We start from the raw sequence: 18,010 nt of genomic DNA, 5'->3' as shown, positions 1-18,010 counted from the left end.
TTCATGCCTTGCTGGAATTCCATCATGCCGAAATCGCCAACGCCACCTTCAGCCCCGCAACGGGTGATTCCAACCCGCCGTGAGTACAACATTTGGGTGGCGGATGAGAGTATTGAAGATTTTGCCTTGCGCTATGCACCGCGCTCGGTACGGAAATGGTCGCCGTGGATGGTAACCAATACCGCCATGTCGACGGTGAGTTTTCTGGCGATGGAAGCGATTGGCGCGACCCTGCTGTGGCAATACGGTTTTAGCAATGCGTTGATGGCAGCGATTGTGGTGTGTAGCCTGATTTTTCTGACCAGTTGGCCGATCAGTTACTATGCCGCCAAATACAATGTCGATGTAGATCTACTCACCCGTGGCGCGGGTTTTGGCTATATCGGCTCGACCATTACTTCAGTGATTTATGCCAGTTTCACTTTTATTTTGCTAGCGTTTGAAGCTGCGATTATGGCGATGGCACTGGAGCTGGCGCTGCATATTCCACAGAGCATCGGCTATCTGATTTCCGCCCTGATCATCTTGCCTCTGGTGGTGAAAGGGGTTGGCTTTATCAATAAAGTTCAGGCGATTACCCAACCGATCTGGCTGATTTTACTGCTGTTGCCGTGGATCTTTGTATGGTGGAAACAGCCGCAACTGCTCGAACAAAGTATGCAGTTTGTCGGCATTACCTCACATTCAACCGCATTTAACCTGACGTATTTTGGCGCAGCCTGCACCTTACTGTTTGTGTTTGTGATTCAGATTGGCGAACAAGCCGACTATTTGCGCTTTTTACCACCGCGTGAGCAACATCCGCGTTCATGGTTGCTGGCGGTGTTTTTGGGTGGGCCATCTTGGATTATTTTTGGTTTTGTCAAAATCCTGATGGGCATGCTGCTGATGGTATTGGCTTATCGCTATGCCATCCCGCAGACTGAACTCAGTAATCCGACCTATCTGTACTGGTTCGCTTTTCAGCAAGGCATTTCCTCGGCAGATGTCGCGCTTTGGCTCACGGTGCTACTGGTGTGTCTAGCTCAAATCAAGATCAACATGACCAATGCCTATGCAGGTTCACTGGCATGGTCGAACTTCTTTGCGCGTTTAACTCATAGTCACCCAGGGCGGATTGTCTGGCTGATTTTCAATATCCTGATCGCCATCATGCTGATGGAAATGGGTATCAGCCATGCGGTTGAGCAGATTTTAGGGTTGTACAGCAATATCGCATTGGCATGGATGGGCGCGGTGGTTGCGGACTTAATCATTTGTAAACCTTTAGGATTAAGCCCAAAAGGCATCGAGTTTCGCCGTGCCTATCTGTATGACATTAACCCTGTCGGGGTGGGGGCGCTGCTGTTGGCATCGTTGCTGTCGATGCTGAGTTATCTGGGATTTTTCGGAGAACTGGCAAAAGGCTTGGCGAGTTTTATTGCACTGGGCACAGCCATGTTAAGTGTCCCGATCATTGCCTATTTGACCCGAGGGAAATATTACCTTGCCCGTCAGCCTGAAGCTTTAGCCATGACTTCAGTGGCAACCTGCGTGGTGTGTCAGCGTGAATATGAAGTGGCTGATATGGCCAGTTGTCCTGCGTATAACGGGGAAATTTGCTCCTTGTGCTGCTCGCTGGAAGCGCGTTGCCATGACCGTTGCAAACCGCATGCGCGCTGGTCGGAACAATGGAAAAGCTTGCTGATTCGTTACCTGCCGAGTACGTGGGCGCAGCGCCTGAATACCCGTCTGAGTCTGTATTTACTGGTGATGCTGAGTTTGGCGCTGGCACTGGCGGTCTGTCTGAGCTTGGTGTATTTGCAGGAAAAAAGCAGCTTGGACGCGATTCATACCGCAGGGCAGCAGCAACTGTTTGCCCTGTTTGTGAAAATTTACTGCATTTTATTTCTCTTGATCAGTGTAGCGGCGTGGTGGCTGGTGCTGAATGATGAAAGCCGCCGTAATGCCGAACAGGAAAGTGAACAGCAAAATAGTCTGCTCCTCGAAGAAATAGCGGCGCACGAAGTCACCTCACAACATTTGCAGGATGCACGGATTCAGGCAGAAAAAGCCAACGAAGCCAAAAGTCGTTATGTGATTGGGATTAGTCATGAACTGCGTACGCCACTGAACAGTATTTTGGGTTACAGCCAGTTATTGCAAAAGCAGGAAAAACTCTCGGAACAGGGTGAAAAGGCACTGGGCGTGATCAGTCGTAGCGGGCAGCATTTGACGTCATTGATTGATGGTCTGTTGGATTTGGCGCGCATCGAAACAGGCAAGATTTCCCTGAATATGGTGGATATCCATTTCCCTGATTTTATTCAGCAAATTGTGCAGATGTTTCAGCCGCAGATTGAGCAGAAGCACCTGAAATTTGTCTGTGAGATCAGTGAACACCTGCCGCAATATGTGCGTAGCGACAAAAAACGTCTGGAACAGGTGCTGATTAATGTCTTGGGCAATGCCCTGAAATTTACCCGAAAAGGTGAAATCCGTTTACAGGTCGATTACCGTTTTCAGACTGCCTATTTTACGGTTCAGGACACAGGCTGCGGGATTGCGAAGGAAGATTTACAGCGTATTTTCACGCCTTTTGAACGTGGGCGTAATGTGGTGCAGGGCGGTTTTTCGGGGACAGGATTGGGGCTGCCGATTGTTAAATTACTGGTGGATTTGCTCGGCGGACAACTGACGGTGAGCAGTGAGCTGAATCAGGGCACGATTTTTCATATCAAGCTGTATTTGCCATCCAAAGACCTGATTCATCCGATTCGTAACCTGCATAGCAATCAGATTGTGGGTTATGTCGGTGAGCGTAAACGGATTTTGGTGGTGGACAATGAAGCGGTCGATCGTGGTCTGGTCGCCAACTTTTTGCGCCCGCTCGGTTTTGAGTTGCAAGAAGCCGAATCGGGAATTGACTGTCTGCGCCAAGTGCCAATGTTTCAGCCCGACCTGATTCTGATGGATCTCAATATGCCGTTGATGGGCGGCTGGGAAACTGCACGTTTGCTACGCCAAAACCATATTACCAATGTGCCGATCGTGATTATTTCTGCTGATGCCAATGAACGTGCGGTGAATCCACAAGATGCTGTACTCACCGAAGATTTTCTACTGAAACCGATTGATCTGAATTTATTGCTGAGCAAAATTGGCGATAAACTGGATTTAACTTGGCTGAATGCCGAACAGCAAGCCCAGCAGCCCAATTTGCCAAATCAAATGCAATCGACTCAGCCAGCATCATCATCAAACTCAGAGAAAGTTACTGAAACATTATCAGCAACTTCAGTACAGAGCTTGCCGCAAGCTTTGGCACATTTACAGGAGGTGCTGAGTCAGGGCTATATCCGCGGGGCACAACAGGCGCTGCAACAATATCAGCAGGATTTTCCTGAACAGCAAAAATTATGGTTGCAGTTGGCACAATCTGTGCAAAAATTTGACCTCAAAATGGCCAAACAGCAGCTTCAGGACTTTAGCATTGATGAATAATCATGATGCGGTGATTTTAATTGTGGATGATGTGCCCGAAAATTTGGGGCTTTTGCATGAAAGCCTTGATCAGGCAGGCTATCGGGTGCTGGTCACCACCGATGGTTTAAGTGCGATTGAAATCGCCCATCGCTGTCAGCCCGACATGATTTTACTCGATGGCAACATGCCACACATGGATGGTTTTGAAAGCTGTTTGCAACTCAAAGCCAGTCCGATTACCCAACTCATTCCCGTGATTTTTATGACGGGGCTGTCGGAAACTGAGCATATTGTGCGTGGTTTTCAGGTCGGGGGGGTGGACTATGTTACCAAGCCGTTAAATATTGAAGAAGTGCTGGCACGGGTGCGTACACATCTGACCCATGCCAAGCTGTTACAGCAACAGAAACAGGTGATTGATGCCACTGAAACCGCGATTTTAGCCCTCGATGCGGAAGGGAAAATGTTGTGGCAAACCCAAAAAGCCGAGCAAATTTTAGAAGAATGTCTGCCTGACAGTGCAGGCTTTGCACAGGGACTCAAGCACTGGTTTAGCGAATTGAAACAGGACAAAGACCCGAAGCGTTTGATGAGTTGTAGCTATGCGACCCCTACGCAAAATTTACAGCTTTTGTTGCTGACACCGTGGCAAGCTGAACGCAGCAATCAAAATTATCTGGTGCAAATCAAACTGGCGACAGCGAATTTAAGCGTGGCAGATATTCTGAAGTTTTGTCCGCAACTGACGCAGCGTGAAGCAGAAGTCATGCACTGGCTGATTTTGGGAAAAACCAATAAGGATATTGCAGAAATTTTGGCACTGAGCCCTCGTACCGTAAATAAGCACCTTGAGCATGTGTTTGCCAAACTGGCAGTGGAAAACCGCACGGCTGCGGTGGCGTATCTGCATAGTCTGGTGCAGGATAAGGGGTAGATTGATCTGCGTTTGATGTACGCTTCAAAAATGGGATACGCGAAAATCTCATCCGCAACTTTTTGAGTCAAAAAAATATTTCTCATAAAAATAGACTTTGAGCAGACATGCTGCTCATCCTTGTGAAATATTGTTCAAGGCTTTTATATCTATATTCTGTAGGGATAGACGTCTTAAAACTTTAATTTTGTATAATAAAGTTTATGTTAAGTCGAACGTACTATTTGGAATAATTGCCCTAAAATGAGTTGGCGTATTGGCATCATTCGAGATGTGACCATAAAAGTTTTGTGTGCTTGTTTGACAGTAAAGATCGAAGCTTGGACTCATCATCACATCTTGTTGACTGTGCTTTTTAAAAATTAGTGCCATCTGTGTTGTGTAGTAATTCACCCAATCTAGAGGATGATTAAGTTCCGCATAGTCTTTGAGATTGTTATATAAGGATTGAATCTCTAACAGGATGGGTTCTATATTTAGATCAACCAACCAAATATTGATGTCCATCGCTTCAAATGGAATCAAGCTGTATGGTTCAGATGGATCAAAGCGTTCAACCTTATACAACTTTACCCCTTGTTCTGTATCGCTCGAACATAAGAGCTTTGTTTGTTGAATTTGTGTGTAGTGTGTGCCGACTTCGAGTTCTCGTAATTGCCTCGAAATGTTGAGGCATTGTGGTAAATGGCTAACATCTGAATGTCCAAATTTCTTAAATATTTCAACGGCTCGTGAAATCACATGATATTCGCCAGTCCCTGAAATAATGCCTTTTTCCCATTTATGGAGTTTTAAGATGGGATCGCTAGAAAGTTCGATGGATAGGTCTTCTTGTTGAATTGCTTTTTTTGTATCTGCTGCCACAATGATGCTATCATGCAGCTGAATTGCAATAATGAAAGTCATAATTTTATTATAAATCATTAATTATTAAATGCTTATTTTAAACTAAATCTACTTTCTATTCTTAAAAACATACAAATAAATATAGGTATATCTCAATGGCTGGTGGTTCTCAGATCATTATTGGTAAAGATGGTATTAAAATTATTACCCCTGCAAAGTTTGAAGCGAAGGCAGGGCAGCATAAGTTTGAGGGAGGAGAGAAAGTTGTTGCACCTGCAACAGTCCTGCCGACAGCTCCTGATACTTATAGTCATAAAGTGAATTATCAGTTTGAATATACGGATAGTGAGGGAAATAAAATAGCTTCACCAGAAAACATAGAAAAACAAGTATTTGTAATAGAAGATGATACCTCTAGATTACTGGTTCAACGAAGTATTAATCACCCTACAGAAGATACAACTTTACGGTTCCATACGGCAGAAGCTCAACCATTTACGGCATTATTATTCAACAGCGAACATATGATGTGGGATAAGCCTGACGATCCTTTTTTTAACGAAGAAGAAGTGGATGATGAGCCGTCATTTGATGATGATATTTCTAAAACCGATAATGATGAATAAAGATAATGGCATTACTTGAGTATAAAATTAAAGTTGTTGATGCAAGCAATAAGCCTTTGTTGAATTTTCCTATGGCGACACGCTATGTTGGTGGAAATAAAAAAAATAATAAGTTAACCAGTGATACTGATGGAACCTTAACTTTTCAATCAAATGGTCAACCTGTAGAAATATTTGTGTTAGCTCCGATTGATGAAAATGGTCAACCTGATATGACCAAATTTAAGGAAGATCATGACAATGATAATGCTTATTATCGAATTGGAACATTCAATTCATCTCAAAAGTTACCATCAATTATTAAGTCACCTTATTTTTTAACAGATTATGGTATTGCAAAAACAAAATTCATATTTTATGAAAATAAGCAAGATAAAAAAGTTTACTCTATACCATTGAATGTGAAAGTTGCTTATCTAGTGGGTGAGAAAAAAACAGCTCCACAGTTTATTGAAGTCATTAAAGAGGTGAAAAATGGTGAATTAAATATTACTTCTATCTTACATAGTCGAATACAAGTTCATCCATTTAAACCAGATAATACTCCTTTTAAGATTCCTCAAGGATATACTCCTCGATCTACTACACCAATTACAGTGCCTATCTATTTTGATATAAAAAGTAATAAAGGGAATACTGAACCTGATCAGCCAGATTTGCATGTGCCTATACCTCACGTTGGTAATGTAACATGTCAAACTTGTGGAAAATCATTGAAAATTGATCTTAATTTTATTAAGAGTATCGCACCAGAAGCTAAGAAAGATTTTCAAAATAATTTATTGTTAATCCCAGACTATTTAAAAAAATATTCAAGTAATACCTGTAGGAACTTAATTAATATTTTAGCACAAGGACAAATTGAAACTTTAGATTTTACAGCTCTAAGAGAATCGCTTAACTATACTAAAAAGACATTTAAAACACCTGAAAGAATATATTCAATTTCTCCAACTGCTATGAATGCAGGATTTGTAAGGAGGGGGATGGGAAAATATACATACAAACAGAAAATGGATTATATTTGGAATCATCTTGCAAATAATGATACAGCATATGGTTTTCATTTATATGGTAATGAATCTTACCCTAATAATGATTATAGAGGTCGTGGATTATTACATTTAACTCATTTTAGCGGTTATAAAGACTGTGCAGCAGACACAGGTTTGGATATCGTAAAGAACCCTAAATTGTTAGAAAAAGACTATAAGATTGCTATAGAAACTGGAGCATGGTTCTGGAAAAATAAAGATAATGGTGCGATTCTTAAACTTACAGCAAGTGAAAGTACACAAGTGAATTCAGATAGTATAACGACAGCTATTACTCTCTTAGTTAATGGTGGAACTATGAAATTAGCAGAAAGAAAAGCAGCTAAAAAATCTATAGCGAAGAAATTCATTGAAAAATATGGAGTGTGTAAATAATGATAAATAAGCTCATTCTTTGTGTGACTTTGTTTTTTATATGGTGTAATGGTTATGCAAAAAATTATCAACTAACGAATAGTATTTGTATTAAATCAGAGGTTGAAAAAGATTCATTAATTATATATAAAAGTGATTGTAATAGAAGTGAATATCTACTAGATGAATTTCAAGTGCCAAATGATATTCCTAAAATAGATTTTGTTTTTCTGGAAAATATAAATAATAGGAAATATATATTTTTGTCAATTTCATATAGTGAAAATTATAGAGATGAAAATAATAAAATAAATTATGCTGGTAAATATCATCTAAATTATGTTTATCAATGTGAAAAAGAATGTAAATTTGATAAAAAATTGTCAAATTTTCTAGGTAATGGTGGTAATCTTGTTGATATATCTAATAATAATATTCTATATGTTTTTCCTTATGCAATAGCTAATAATGTAAAAAAAGATCTAAATTCTAATTTTTTTAAAGATTGGATAAATAATAAATTAAAAAATGGAATCATAATAAATAAAACTGAAATTTATAGTGATTCAGGAGTGGATTCTAAAAAGTTGGGTTATATTATTCCAGGTGATAAATTCAATATTGTAGATGTTACTTCAAGATGGCTTAAAATTTCTTATAAAGCAAAAAACAAAAAAACAATAATTGGCTGGATTAATTGTGAGAGTACAAATGTTTGTAGTTAATATTTTAATTTGAAAAAGTTATATTTATAGAAATAAGTCTGGAGAGTCTTTTGGTTGGGGATTATGGCATGATCCTGCTTTAAAGAAACAGGGTTGTACCTAGTCTGCTGAAGAAACAAAAAAAGGGTATCTTCGTTTTCTAGAGTTATCTAAAAGATATGGTTATACCATGGAGCAAGCGAAATCTTTAACTAAATGGAAGGTGTAAAAAATGATGAGAATGTCTTTAATATTCCTATATTTAGTTTCTACTTTAAGTTGTGCAAAGCATAATGAAGGGTATATTAATCAGGCTGTTAAAAATGAAAAAGTATTTTACTGTTTTAATGATTCTTCATCTACAAAAAAAATTGTTTTTGATAAATATAGAAATAGGATATATCACTATCCATTTGACCACTATAACCAAGTTAAGGTTTTGAAAGATGAAAGAATAGATGATGAATATCCAGTATATAAAACAACTTATATAGAGGTTTTAGGCAAAAAGCGAATTGCAACTTTCACAATGACTACTCAGGGTAATGAGTTTTGGGAAGCAACTTATAAAGAAAATAAATCGAAAAAAGAATTTTCATTAGATACGAGTATTTATGATCTAACGAAATTAAATGCTATTTGTTTTGATGATATTAATAACTCTAACTAGATGAAATGAGCCTGCGAACAAAATAAATAGCTCGATGCTTTGAAATATGGCTAAAGCCATGTTTCAAAGTCGGGCAAGTTTGCGACTGCTGTATCTTTTTAGCCGTGACCAAGAACAGAGAAAGTACCAATTTTAATAATTTTAAGGGCGATCTGACTTTCATCATAAGTTTTATCTTTTGATTTTATGCTGAAATGAATAACAATTTTTGTGTGAAAGTGCAACGTGGTTTTGGTTGTATGGTACAGATTTAAACTTAAATAAACAAGCCGATAATAATTCTGTTTCAAAAATTAGTGTAAAAGTAAATGGTGGTGGGAATGGTAAAAAAGAACGCGCTGAATACAATAAAAGGCTTTTAAAAATAATGAATTATGTTAACTGCATTAATAAAAAGGATGGAATACTTTAGTTATGAAATTTTTAATTATCATTCTTACTATTTTATTTTCTAGATCTGTAATGGCAGAGCCAAAAGACGTTATTCATCAGAATTGTATTTTTAATAAAAAAGTCTGTCTATTTAATAAGGATGATAGTAAGTTTATATTTGCTAATGGTAAATATTATCCATCGGTCAGTTATTATTATAATAATATTATTATCAAACCAATAGATAAAATTAGTTTTCAGATAATAAATAGTTATACAGACTCATCTCCAGTAACTATTTATAGTACATTTTATTTAAAAGATAAAATAATATATCTTTATTCGATAAAAACCATTTCTTATCCAAATATCTCCCCAAGTGGAGCAAAACAAGTATGTAATATTTTTATAAAATCTATTTTTAATAAACCATTAGAATACTATGTAGATAGTAAAATTTTTGATTTAAGTGAAAGAGATAAAATTAAAGTATGTACTACTATTAAGAATAGGTAGAGCAGATATTTTCTGCTCAATTTCTTAAGATTTCCTAAAATTAACATAATACACTGTATGGGAAAAACTGTTGGAAAATCATTTTTAGCTCCCCAATATCGCCCTGCTCCAGAGATAACTACGGTAGCTATAAAAAAGGTAAAATACGTTTAAAATCAACAGCATTTTATGATGTAACAATTTTTTGGAGTTCTAAATGAAAAAATTATTGTTATTGATTTCTATTTTTAGTGTTTCTACTCTAAGTTTCGCTGAAACTGTAGAGCAAATACAAATTTTTAATGGTAAAGCACAAAAAAACTTATATATTATTGATAATAAAAATAATATTAGAAAGTGTAATGATGGTGGAAATTGTTCTGTTTTTTATAGGGCAGACAAAAAATATTGTAATAATCTAGCTAACATAAAAGACGATATTCAGGCTCAAGTCCGCATGAGATGGGAATGTCCTAGGTATGCATCAATAAATGAACTAAAAGAATATAGAGTACAGCTCACTAATAATCCTGTTTTTTCAGAATATATTTTTAATCTAGTGAAAATTTTTAGTAACTTTGAATATGTAAAAAAAGATAATAAAATTTTTTTTAGAAATATAGATACAACTGTTGGAATCAGTCCTAATAATATAATGATTCCAAAAGATATTAATGATATTGTGACAGATATTACTATTAATTTAGATAAAGAAAGCCGTATTATAAGTGAAATTTACAAACTTAAAAATGGAGAATTATTTGATAGAGTATATATATATAAAGGGGATAAAATAATAAAAATTATTGATACATCTACCAATTTTAAAAGCACTTCTGCTGAAGAATATATTTTTAGTTATTCTAAATAAACAAAATTCCGTATAAGAAAGTAAATTGAAAATGAGAAGGATTAGAATCAATAGTTAAGTTACTACATTAAATCCACAACTCGAATAATTTATTAAATAAGGGTTTTAGGAAGTTAAGAGTATTAAAAAGTATAGGAACCTCCTTATATGAAATAAAAAATTGATAATATTAACGTATTAAGAATAACAGAAGTAAAATTCAGGTAGATCATTCGAATTTTTGTTATGGATTTGATTGCATCAGAAGCAGCTAAAGTAACCGCGGGCCATACAATTTTTTGGAAAGCAGCATGAAAATTAAAATACTATTTTTAAATTTTATTATTCTACTAATTGCGACTGTTGGGCATGCACAGCCAAGTTCTTCTTTAATTAGTAATAATATTCATCCCAGATATAATTATGACTTAAGTGGATCATACCCTTCAATAAAGGGGGAGAAATTTAAAGAAGTAAATAATTCAATTTTAAAATTTATTACAGGGAACTTTGATAAAAAAGGTGAAGTATATCCAACAGAAATTAGTTTTAATAAATTATTCGAAAATAAATATATATTAAGTTTTTCGTTGGATTATAATATAAGCAATGCGACTGAAAGATATTTTAATAAATATTATACGTTGAGTCTAATAGATAAAAAAGAATTAAGTCTTGCAGAATATCTTGAAGCTAATAATATTTCTAAATATGATGTTTTGAATAGTATTAATAATGTTATAGGTTTATGTTTATCTAGTAGGAAATCACTTCCTGATTATTGTTCAGATATGACACTGCAGAGTTTAATTGAAAACAATACTAAAGTTGATTATTCTGATATTTCAGGTTTTTTTATCAAAAAAAATAGTATAGGAATTGGTATTGATTCTAATAAATTTACTACTACTTTTATTTATAATATAAAAACAAAAAAAACATTTATTAAATGAAATAAAACGGCTCTGTTACACTAGCTTGTTAATAAAGGCATATTCAACATGACTAGGTCTACAAAAAAAATCTATCGTATTCTAATTGGTTATTCTTACAAATAAGCTTTTATAAATCGAGTAAATATTTTAATTTGAAGAAAGTTATATTTATAAAAATAAGTCTGGAGAGTCTTTTGGTTGGGGATTATGGAATGATCCTTTAGGAAAGAAATCAGGTAAAACAAAAGATACGGTACAGGCAAAAAAAGGTTATCAGCGCTTTTTAGCAATGAGTAAAGATGTTGAATTTCCTTTTGGCTATACATTAAATAATCAAAAACAGAAAGTTAGTAGAAAACGTTATGGGTATAGTGCTAATGCCGCTAAAGAATTCGCAGAAAAGAGAGTTAATGAATTATGATTGTTAAATATATATTGTTTTGCATGCTTTTTTCAATAAGCATAAATCTTTATGCAAATAAGAATTTCTTTTGTTTATCTAACGGTGGGAAGACTATCTTGTTAGTCCCATCCACATATCCTAATATTGATGAAATCAAATATTATCCATATTTGAAGTCAATTAAACTTTCGAATATTGTAAAAACAGAATACGGGGATGATGAAGGAATAAATCCTGAAATTTATTACACAATGAATGAAATAATAAAAGGTAAAATTACGGGGAATTATACATTTATGTCCCAAGGTTACCTTGTGTATAGTGTGACCTATACTAATTTGAAAAATAAAAGAGAAATCAACTTTGAAAGAGAATATAATCTTCAATTAAAAGGCATTAATTGCCTATGAATTTATATTTAACTAAATAAATAGCTCGATGCTTTAAAACATAGCTGTAGCCATGTTTTAAAGCCGGGCAATTTTGCGACTGCTGTATCTATTTAGCCGTGACCAAGAACAGAGAAAGTACCAATTTTTAATACTTTTAAGAGGCGATCTGACATTAATCATAAGTTTTATCTTCTGATTTTATGCTGAAATGAATAACAATTTTTGTGTGAAATTGCAACATGTTTTATAAATATAATAATATTAATAAGGTAACTAAGAAAGATAATAGTAAAATTAATGAAGATACACTTACGAACAAAGTAACAGTAATAGTTAATTCTGGAATGAAAAAAGCTAAAGAAAGACGAGAAGAAAAACTAAATATAGCAAAAGCATTTATAGAAAAGTATGGAGAATGTAAGTGAGAAAATATATATGTATTTTATTTTTTTTATTATCCTTTAATGTCTTTGCTGAATCTAGCAAGTGCATTGTTTTTGAAAAAAATTATAGTCAATATGATAATCAAAATATGTATGATTTAGATGCTTACATAACCGATTGTCATAAAAAATCAAAAAAAATAGAAACTTTTGGATATTTTGGGGATAGTCCTAAAGTAAATTATTATTTTTTTCAAAAAAATAATAATATTAATCGCTTATTTATTTCTACTTATGTTCTCACAGATCAATATGAGGAAAATCCAAAATATGTATATGAAAATGGTAAATATAATTTTATAAGGGTGTTTGACTGCATTGATTTTAATTGTAAAGTTAATAAGAAAATGACAGATTTTCTTGGTGATGGTGCAAATTTAGTTGATTTTAAAAACCATAAAACAGTGTGGAAATATCCATATGTAACAGCCGATAGCTTAAAAAAAGAATTAACTTCTAATTTTTTTAAAAAATGGATGGAAAATCAATTAAAAGATGGAGTTATAAAAAATAGAACTGAAATATATAGTGATTCAGGAATAAATTCTACAAAATTAGGTTATCTTATTTCTGGTGATAAATTTAATATTGTGGATGTTACGTCAAGATGGCTTAAAATTTCTTATAAAGCAAAAAACAAAAAAGCAATAATTGGCTGGATTAATTGTGAGAGTACAAATGTTTGTAGTTAATATTTTAATTTGAAAAAGTTATATAAATGATATTTATTAGAGCTCTTGCATTAGTCAAAATTTAATCAGCGATAAGCTTCGATTCTTAAAGAAATATCAAAGTCTGAAATAGTCAAAAATGATACTGTTGCAAGAGGTCTATTTTTTGCATTAATAGTTAAAAAGGAAAAATTCTAATGAACAGTAAACTGATAGTTATTTTTTCAATTTTATTGATACTGACAGGTTGTGGTAAAAAATATACAATTACTCCAGATACTTTGTCTGTAGCTTATGTTAATCAAGAATACAAACAAACTATAAAAATATCTGGGGGAAAAGTTATTGATAAAGATATGCCGTTGGAAACAAACATACCTGATGATCTAGGAATCATTATTCAACCTTTGAATGATTTAGATGGATATAATATTATAAAAATACAAGGTGTTCCTAAATATAAAGGAAAATATACTATCCATATTTTAGCTGGATTTTATGGTGGTGGTGGTGCTGAAGTTAATAAAACATATAATTTAATGGTTCAATAATGAGATTAAAAATAAGATAAATCATTTGGATCTTTATATTAGACTTCTTTCATAAGTCCTTTTTATTTCTCCCTATGGGAGAAAAATAAAGAGGGCTTAAATAATTATGAAAGAAGTCTATTATAATCAATAATTAAATTGATTATAATATCTGCCAAATTAAAGCCCGATTCCCTTCAATCGGGCTATTTTATGTAAATAGCTATATTCCACTTATTTCATTAGACCATTAAAAATGGCATCACACTTGCGTTGCCTGTTCATTATTTCAATTTAAGGACGCAGCAAGACTTTACCCTGTTTACCTGAACTTAGACTACGTTTCACCGCTTGCTTAATTTCGGCAAAAGGAAAAATTGCCTCAACAGGTAGCTTCAACTCTTGGCTGACAAGGCGTTGCATAAGCTCAGTAATCAGGCGCTTTTTATCTGCCACACTCATGTTTTGGCTGACTTTACTGCCCCAAAAACCTTTTACGGTGGCTTGTTTAAAAATCAGATCCCCCGAAGCAATTTGCATTGGCTCGCCAAGCTGAGTCCCAAAGGAGACCAAAGTGCCATTTTCACCAAGCAGGCTGAGTAAGTCGGCACTGGCTTGTCCGCCAATCGAGTCCACCGCAGCCCGAATCGGTGCGCCCGCCACAATTTGCTCAACTTGCTGTTGCCAGCCATTTTGTGCAGTCGAAACCACATGCTGAATGCCCAAAGCCTGTAATTCAGCCACGGCTTCATCGCGACGCACAAGGTTAATGCTATGCACGCCACGCGACTGAGCCAGCATCGCTAGTGTTTTGCCGACTGTCCCATTCGCAGTATTCTGGATAATCCAGTCGCCTGTATTGACCTGTAAAAATTCCAGTAACATCAATGCACTGAGCGGCATGGCAATCAACTGTGCTGCAACTTCATCAGGAATGGAATCAGGCAGTGGAATGACCATACGGCTTGGGGCAATAAAATATTCTGCCCATGTGCCATGGACTGAAGCCACCGCAACCCGTTGTCCGACCTGTAAATGTTCAACTTCTGCACCAATCGCATCAATAATACCGACTGCTTCACTGCCACCAATCGCAGGGAAGCTAGGCTTATAACCATAGCGTCCACGTACCGTCCACAAATCATGATGATGAATCGGTGCAAGCAGGGTACGAATGCGTACCTGATCAGCCTGTAATTCAGGTACAGGTTGATCGGCTAAATGCAGCACCTCTTCAGGTTCGCCAAAGCGCTCATGAATTAAACTTTGCATGAACATTACTCCTGAGTTGGGTTCAGCATATTCTGTAATTGTTGATACGCTGCTGCATAAGGCGCGCGTAAACGTAAATTGGATTCACCTTGTGGACTTTGCACCACAATTGGTTTGGCATGACTAAAACGTCTGAAACCATGAACCCCGTGATAAGCGCCAATTCCCGATGCACCGACACCGCCAAATGGTAAAGTTTCAATGACCACATGGGTCATGACATCATTTACCACCAATGCGCCCGAAGTGGTTCGCTCAGCAAAATACTGTTGTGCTGCGGCATCTTCTGAGAAGTAATAGGCTGCCAGTGGGCGTGGATGCGCATTGATATAGTCAATCGCTTGTTGTTCTTGCTGATAGGTTTTAATCGGCAAGATCGGCCCAAAAATTTCTTCCTGCATCACCAGCATGTCATCGCTGACATTCAGCACCAAAGTCGGCACAATTTTACGACGGGCATCATCATGAGTGGCATCTTGAGTGTGTGCGGTCAAAGGAATCAAGATCGCTCCTTTGGCTTGAGCATCTTCTAAGACATGCAATAAACGCTGATAATGACGCGGGTTAATAATCGCGGTGTAATCAGGATTGTTTTGGAAATGGCTAAAGCTCTCTGCCATAAATTGCTGGGCGAACGCCACAAAATCCTGCTGTTGCTGTTCAGGTAACAACACATAATCAGGTGAAATACAGATTTGCCCTGCATTGAAGGTTTTCACCGTCAAAATGCGCTGCACAGCTTGTTCCAGCTTGGCATCAGATGCAATCAGCACAGGTGATTTACCACCCAGTTCCAAAGTCACAGGCACCAAATTTTCTGCGGCGGCGCGCATCACATGGCGCCCGACTTGGCTACTACCTGTAAACACCAAATGATCGAAAGGCAGTGCACTAAAGGCAGCACCCACCTCGGCATCACCCGTCACCACACCCAGTTCCAGTGCATCGAAATATTGCGGAACCAGTTCCGCCAATAACTCAGCCGTTTTTGGAGTGAGTTCAGACGGTTTAATCAGGGCACGGTTGCCCGCAGCAAACACACCTGCCAGTGGGCTAAATGCAAGATTCAGCGGAAAATTCCACGGGCTGATAATTCCCACCACACCGAGCGGTTGCTGATGAATCTCGGTACGCATCTCGGCATACGGTGCAGCCACAATTTCAGGTTGTGTCCACTCAGCCAGTTGTTCTTGGGCATAACTCAATGCAGCAACCGATGACAGAATATCTGACACCAAACTTTGGTAAGCACTGCGATGTCCAAAATCTGCTGAAATCGCCGCAATGAGTGCTTCACGATTTTCAATCAATAATTTTTTGGCACGTTCCAAACGGTCATGGCGTAGTTCCAGACTGGCTGGAGCCGCTTGGGTATGCGCTTGGCGCATGGTTGCCAAGCGTTGTTGTAAAGTTGAAATATCCATGTGACGTACTTAAGCCTCTGCATTCAATAAAACGAGAAGCTGTTCTGCGACGGCTTCCGAGCTGGCAGGGTTTTGTCCTGTCACCAAATGTCCCTCAGTCAAAATGAATGACTGCCAGTCTGCACCTTTTTGATAATGTGCACCTTGTGCCTGAAATTCATCTTCAATTAAGAACGGCACAACCTCAGTCAGTCCAACTGCAGCTTCTTCACTGTTGGAAAAGCCTGTGACATTTTTACCTGCCACAAAAGATTGACCTGCTGCTGTTTTGACATGTTTTAGTACCGCAGGGGCGTGGCAGACCAAGCCCATTGGTTTACCTGCGCGGTCAAAATGCTCAAGCAGTGCAATGGAGTCGGCATTTTCAGTCAAATCCCAAAGCGGCCCATGACCTCCTGGGTACATCACGGCATCGAAACCAGTCACATCAACTTCAGCAAGAACGTGGGTGTTTGCCAAGAGTGCTTGCGCTTCAGCATCTTGCTCAAAACGTCGGGTTGAATCCGTCTGGAAATCAGGTTCGTTACTTTTCGGGTCAAGTGGTGGTTGCCCACCTTGTGGTGAGGCAAGGGTAATCTCTGCACCCGCATCTTTAAACACATAATACGGTGCAGTAAATTCTTCCAACCAAAAACCTGTTTTATGACCTGTGTTGCCTAAGCGGTCATGTGAAGTGAGTACCATTAAAATTTTCATCATATTCTCCAAAATGCCTTAGGTGGTCGCTTGACCGAGCATAAATTCTGTTGCCCGCAGTGCATCGTGCATCGGGTCTTTGCTTTGACTGAGTTTGCTGAGCAGGGCAGCACCGAGCCACATCTGATACAGCACTTGTGCGGTGGCAGCAGGATTGCTGCATAGCTGCATCGAAGCTTCATCGACACCGCGTTGTAGTAATTCACTGAGGCGAGCGAGAAGGACTTGCACGCCTTGATTCATGATTTCACGCATATCTTCCGATAAATCAGCGACTTCAGCTGCGAGTTTTACTATCAGGCAGCTTTCAGCCCAGCCTGTATCAGGCTGCTCAGGGTCTTGAATCCATGCCTGAAAGTAGCTTAGGAGTTGCTCACGTGCTGACCGTTCAGGTTGATTCCAAAGAACCGAAAGACGTTGTCCATAGTTGCTGATGTAGTGTTGCAGTAGCTCGCAGCCAAACACCTCTTTAGACGCAAAGTAGTGATAGAACGAGCCTTTAGGAACACCACTGGTTTTTAAAATTTCCTGCAAACCGACACCGACAAAGCCTTTGCGCAGTACCAGCTCAAAGCCTGTATCTAAAATATGCTGTCGAGTTTGTTCTGCTTTTTTGCTCAGGGTCATCAGGTTACCTATTTAGAAATAGACCAGTCGTCTATTTATTAGATTACAGCAAATTATTTTCTTGTCAATTGTGTGGTCTCGAAGAAGGTGGATGAGTAAAAGAGTGCATTAATGCTTCTAAATTCAAATACTTTGGCGAAAATTCTCAAGATTAAAGTTTGAGATTTTTTACAAAAGGCTACAATTGTGATGAATTCGCCTGATGATAAATTTTGCTCAGAATGAAATCGAGAAACATCATATATA

At 37.3% G+C, this 18,010-nt stretch carries 19 protein-coding genes; 14 read left to right on the top strand and 5 right to left on the bottom strand.

Translation table 11 applies throughout. From position 1 onward, the window contains the following. The first annotated feature begins 3 nt into the window (after positions 1–3). Both C1A47_RS07295 and C1A47_RS07290 read left to right on the top strand, forming a co-directional pair. Entirely contained in the window at positions 4–3,483 is a 3,480-nt protein-coding gene (locus C1A47_RS07295) for an ATP-binding protein (RefSeq protein WP_111893881.1), read from the top strand. Further along, positions 3,476–4,399, top strand: a complete 924-nt coding sequence (locus tag C1A47_RS07290; protein WP_111893879.1) for a response regulator transcription factor — start codon at positions 3,476–3,478, stop codon at positions 4,397–4,399. Before C1A47_RS07295 ends, C1A47_RS07290 begins: the two co-directional genes overlap by 8 nt. 201 nt (positions 4,400–4,600) lie before the next feature. Here the strand turns inward: C1A47_RS07290 and C1A47_RS07285 are convergent, their stop codons facing one another. Then, on the bottom strand, positions 4,601–5,305 hold the full coding sequence (locus tag C1A47_RS07285; RefSeq protein WP_111894091.1) for a hypothetical protein: 705 nt from the start codon (positions 5,303–5,305) through the stop codon (positions 4,601–4,603). A gap of 95 nt (positions 5,306–5,400) precedes the next feature. Between C1A47_RS07285 and C1A47_RS07280 the strand changes: the two genes are divergently transcribed. From C1A47_RS07280 to C1A47_RS07220, 12 genes are all read left to right on the top strand, one after another. Beyond that, positions 5,401–5,871, top strand: coding sequence for a hypothetical protein (locus C1A47_RS07280; RefSeq protein ID WP_111893877.1), 471 nt, complete (start codon positions 5,401–5,403; stop codon positions 5,869–5,871). 5 nt (positions 5,872–5,876) lie between these two features. Continuing rightward, on the top strand, positions 5,877–7,301 hold the full coding sequence (locus C1A47_RS07275) for a glycoside hydrolase family 19 protein (RefSeq protein WP_111893875.1): 1,425 nt from the start codon (positions 5,877–5,879) through the stop codon (positions 7,299–7,301). Beyond that, positions 7,301–8,005, top strand: coding sequence for an SH3 domain-containing protein (locus C1A47_RS07270; protein WP_111893873.1), 705 nt, complete (start codon positions 7,301–7,303; stop codon positions 8,003–8,005). Before C1A47_RS07275 ends, C1A47_RS07270 begins: the two co-directional genes overlap by 1 nt. A gap of 211 nt (positions 8,006–8,216) precedes the next feature. Continuing rightward, positions 8,217–8,654 carry a hypothetical protein gene (locus tag C1A47_RS07265; protein ID WP_111893871.1) on the top strand — a complete coding sequence of 146 codons (438 nt, stop codon included), beginning with the start codon at positions 8,217–8,219 and terminating at the stop codon, positions 8,652–8,654. Positions 8,655–8,889: 235 nt separating this feature from the next. Continuing rightward, entirely contained in the window at positions 8,890–9,066 is a 177-nt protein-coding gene (locus C1A47_RS07260; protein WP_162625924.1) for a hypothetical protein, read from the top strand. A gap of 2 nt (positions 9,067–9,068) precedes the next feature. After that, positions 9,069–9,542 (top strand): hypothetical protein, encoded by a 474-nt coding sequence (locus tag C1A47_RS07255; protein ID WP_111893867.1) that lies wholly within the window; start codon positions 9,069–9,071, stop codon positions 9,540–9,542. A 196-nt stretch (positions 9,543–9,738) separates the two neighbouring features. Next, positions 9,739–10,392 carry a hypothetical protein gene (locus C1A47_RS07250; RefSeq protein ID WP_111893865.1) on the top strand — a complete coding sequence of 218 codons (654 nt, stop codon included), beginning with the start codon at positions 9,739–9,741 and terminating at the stop codon, positions 10,390–10,392. A 290-nt stretch (positions 10,393–10,682) separates the two neighbouring features. Next, positions 10,683–11,324: a hypothetical protein gene (locus tag C1A47_RS07245; protein WP_111893863.1), complete on the top strand. Its 642-nt coding sequence runs from the start codon at positions 10,683–10,685 to the stop codon at positions 11,322–11,324. Positions 11,325–11,825: 501 nt separating this feature from the next. Continuing rightward, entirely contained in the window at positions 11,826–12,119 is a 294-nt protein-coding gene (locus C1A47_RS07235) for a hypothetical protein (RefSeq protein WP_227539747.1), read from the top strand. Positions 12,120–12,340: 221 nt separating this feature from the next. Then, entirely contained in the window at positions 12,341–12,526 is a 186-nt protein-coding gene (locus tag C1A47_RS07230) for a hypothetical protein (RefSeq protein ID WP_111893859.1), read from the top strand. Beyond that, positions 12,523–13,236 (top strand): SH3 domain-containing protein, encoded by a 714-nt coding sequence (locus C1A47_RS07225; RefSeq protein ID WP_111893857.1) that lies wholly within the window; start codon positions 12,523–12,525, stop codon positions 13,234–13,236. The genes C1A47_RS07230 and C1A47_RS07225 overlap by 4 nt, the downstream gene beginning before the upstream one ends. Positions 13,237–13,412: 176 nt before the next feature. Next, entirely contained in the window at positions 13,413–13,766 is a 354-nt protein-coding gene (locus tag C1A47_RS07220) for a hypothetical protein (protein ID WP_111893855.1), read from the top strand. Positions 13,767–14,039: 273 nt separating this feature from the next. On the opposite strand, the gene C1A47_RS07215 is transcribed toward C1A47_RS07220, so the two are convergent. From C1A47_RS07215 to C1A47_RS07200, 4 genes are read right to left on the bottom strand one after another with little or no spacing between them, the layout of a single operon-like run. Further along, the gene (locus tag C1A47_RS07215; RefSeq protein ID WP_111893853.1) at positions 14,040–15,017 is read right to left on the bottom strand and encodes a zinc-binding dehydrogenase; all 978 of its coding nucleotides are present in this window, start codon (positions 15,015–15,017) and stop codon (positions 14,040–14,042) included. A gap of 5 nt (positions 15,018–15,022) precedes the next feature. Further along, positions 15,023–16,441: a coniferyl aldehyde dehydrogenase gene (locus C1A47_RS07210; protein WP_111893851.1), complete on the bottom strand. Its 1,419-nt coding sequence runs from the start codon at positions 16,439–16,441 to the stop codon at positions 15,023–15,025. 9 nt (positions 16,442–16,450) lie between these two features. Further along, positions 16,451–17,137 (bottom strand): type 1 glutamine amidotransferase domain-containing protein, encoded by a 687-nt coding sequence (locus tag C1A47_RS07205; RefSeq protein ID WP_111893849.1) that lies wholly within the window; start codon positions 17,135–17,137, stop codon positions 16,451–16,453. 18 nt (positions 17,138–17,155) lie between these two features. After that, positions 17,156–17,764 carry a TetR/AcrR family transcriptional regulator gene (locus C1A47_RS07200; RefSeq protein WP_111893847.1) on the bottom strand — a complete coding sequence of 203 codons (609 nt, stop codon included), beginning with the start codon at positions 17,762–17,764 and terminating at the stop codon, positions 17,156–17,158. Positions 17,765–18,010: the final 246 nt, after the last annotated feature.

The sequence above is a fragment of the Acinetobacter sp. MB5 genome, from assembly GCF_003261585.1.
Lineage (GTDB): Bacteria > Pseudomonadota > Gammaproteobacteria > Pseudomonadales > Moraxellaceae > Acinetobacter.
This window is presented reverse-complemented; position numbering and strand designations above follow the sequence as displayed.

Excerpts from the sequence above, each read along its gene's own strand:
- C1A47_RS07295 (WP_111893881.1), top strand. The coding sequence starts at position 4 with ATGCCTTGCTGGAATTCCATCATGCCGAAATCGCCAACGCCACCTTCA.
- C1A47_RS07290 (WP_111893879.1), top strand. The coding sequence starts at position 3,476 with ATGAATAATCATGATGCGGTGATTTTAATTGTGGATGATGTGCCCGAA.
- C1A47_RS07285 (WP_111894091.1), bottom strand. The coding sequence starts at position 5,305 with ATGACTTTCATTATTGCAATTCAGCTGCATGATAGCATCATTGTGGCA.
- C1A47_RS07280 (WP_111893877.1), top strand. The coding sequence starts at position 5,401 with ATGGCTGGTGGTTCTCAGATCATTATTGGTAAAGATGGTATTAAAATT.
- C1A47_RS07275 (WP_111893875.1), top strand. The coding sequence starts at position 5,877 with ATGGCATTACTTGAGTATAAAATTAAAGTTGTTGATGCAAGCAATAAG.
- C1A47_RS07270 (WP_111893873.1), top strand. The coding sequence starts at position 7,301 with ATGATAAATAAGCTCATTCTTTGTGTGACTTTGTTTTTTATATGGTGT.
- C1A47_RS07265 (WP_111893871.1), top strand. The coding sequence starts at position 8,217 with ATGATGAGAATGTCTTTAATATTCCTATATTTAGTTTCTACTTTAAGT.
- C1A47_RS07255 (WP_111893867.1), top strand. The coding sequence starts at position 9,069 with ATGAAATTTTTAATTATCATTCTTACTATTTTATTTTCTAGATCTGTA.
- C1A47_RS07250 (WP_111893865.1), top strand. The coding sequence starts at position 9,739 with ATGAAAAAATTATTGTTATTGATTTCTATTTTTAGTGTTTCTACTCTA.
- C1A47_RS07245 (WP_111893863.1), top strand. The coding sequence starts at position 10,683 with ATGAAAATTAAAATACTATTTTTAAATTTTATTATTCTACTAATTGCG.
- C1A47_RS07230 (WP_111893859.1), top strand. The coding sequence starts at position 12,341 with ATGTTTTATAAATATAATAATATTAATAAGGTAACTAAGAAAGATAAT.
- C1A47_RS07220 (WP_111893855.1), top strand. The coding sequence starts at position 13,413 with ATGAACAGTAAACTGATAGTTATTTTTTCAATTTTATTGATACTGACA.
- C1A47_RS07215 (WP_111893853.1), bottom strand. The coding sequence starts at position 15,017 with ATGCAAAGTTTAATTCATGAGCGCTTTGGCGAACCTGAAGAGGTGCTG.
- C1A47_RS07210 (WP_111893851.1), bottom strand. The coding sequence starts at position 16,441 with ATGGATATTTCAACTTTACAACAACGCTTGGCAACCATGCGCCAAGCG.
- C1A47_RS07205 (WP_111893849.1), bottom strand. The coding sequence starts at position 17,137 with ATGAAAATTTTAATGGTACTCACTTCACATGACCGCTTAGGCAACACA.
- C1A47_RS07200 (WP_111893847.1), bottom strand. The coding sequence starts at position 17,764 with ATGACCCTGAGCAAAAAAGCAGAACAAACTCGACAGCATATTTTAGAT.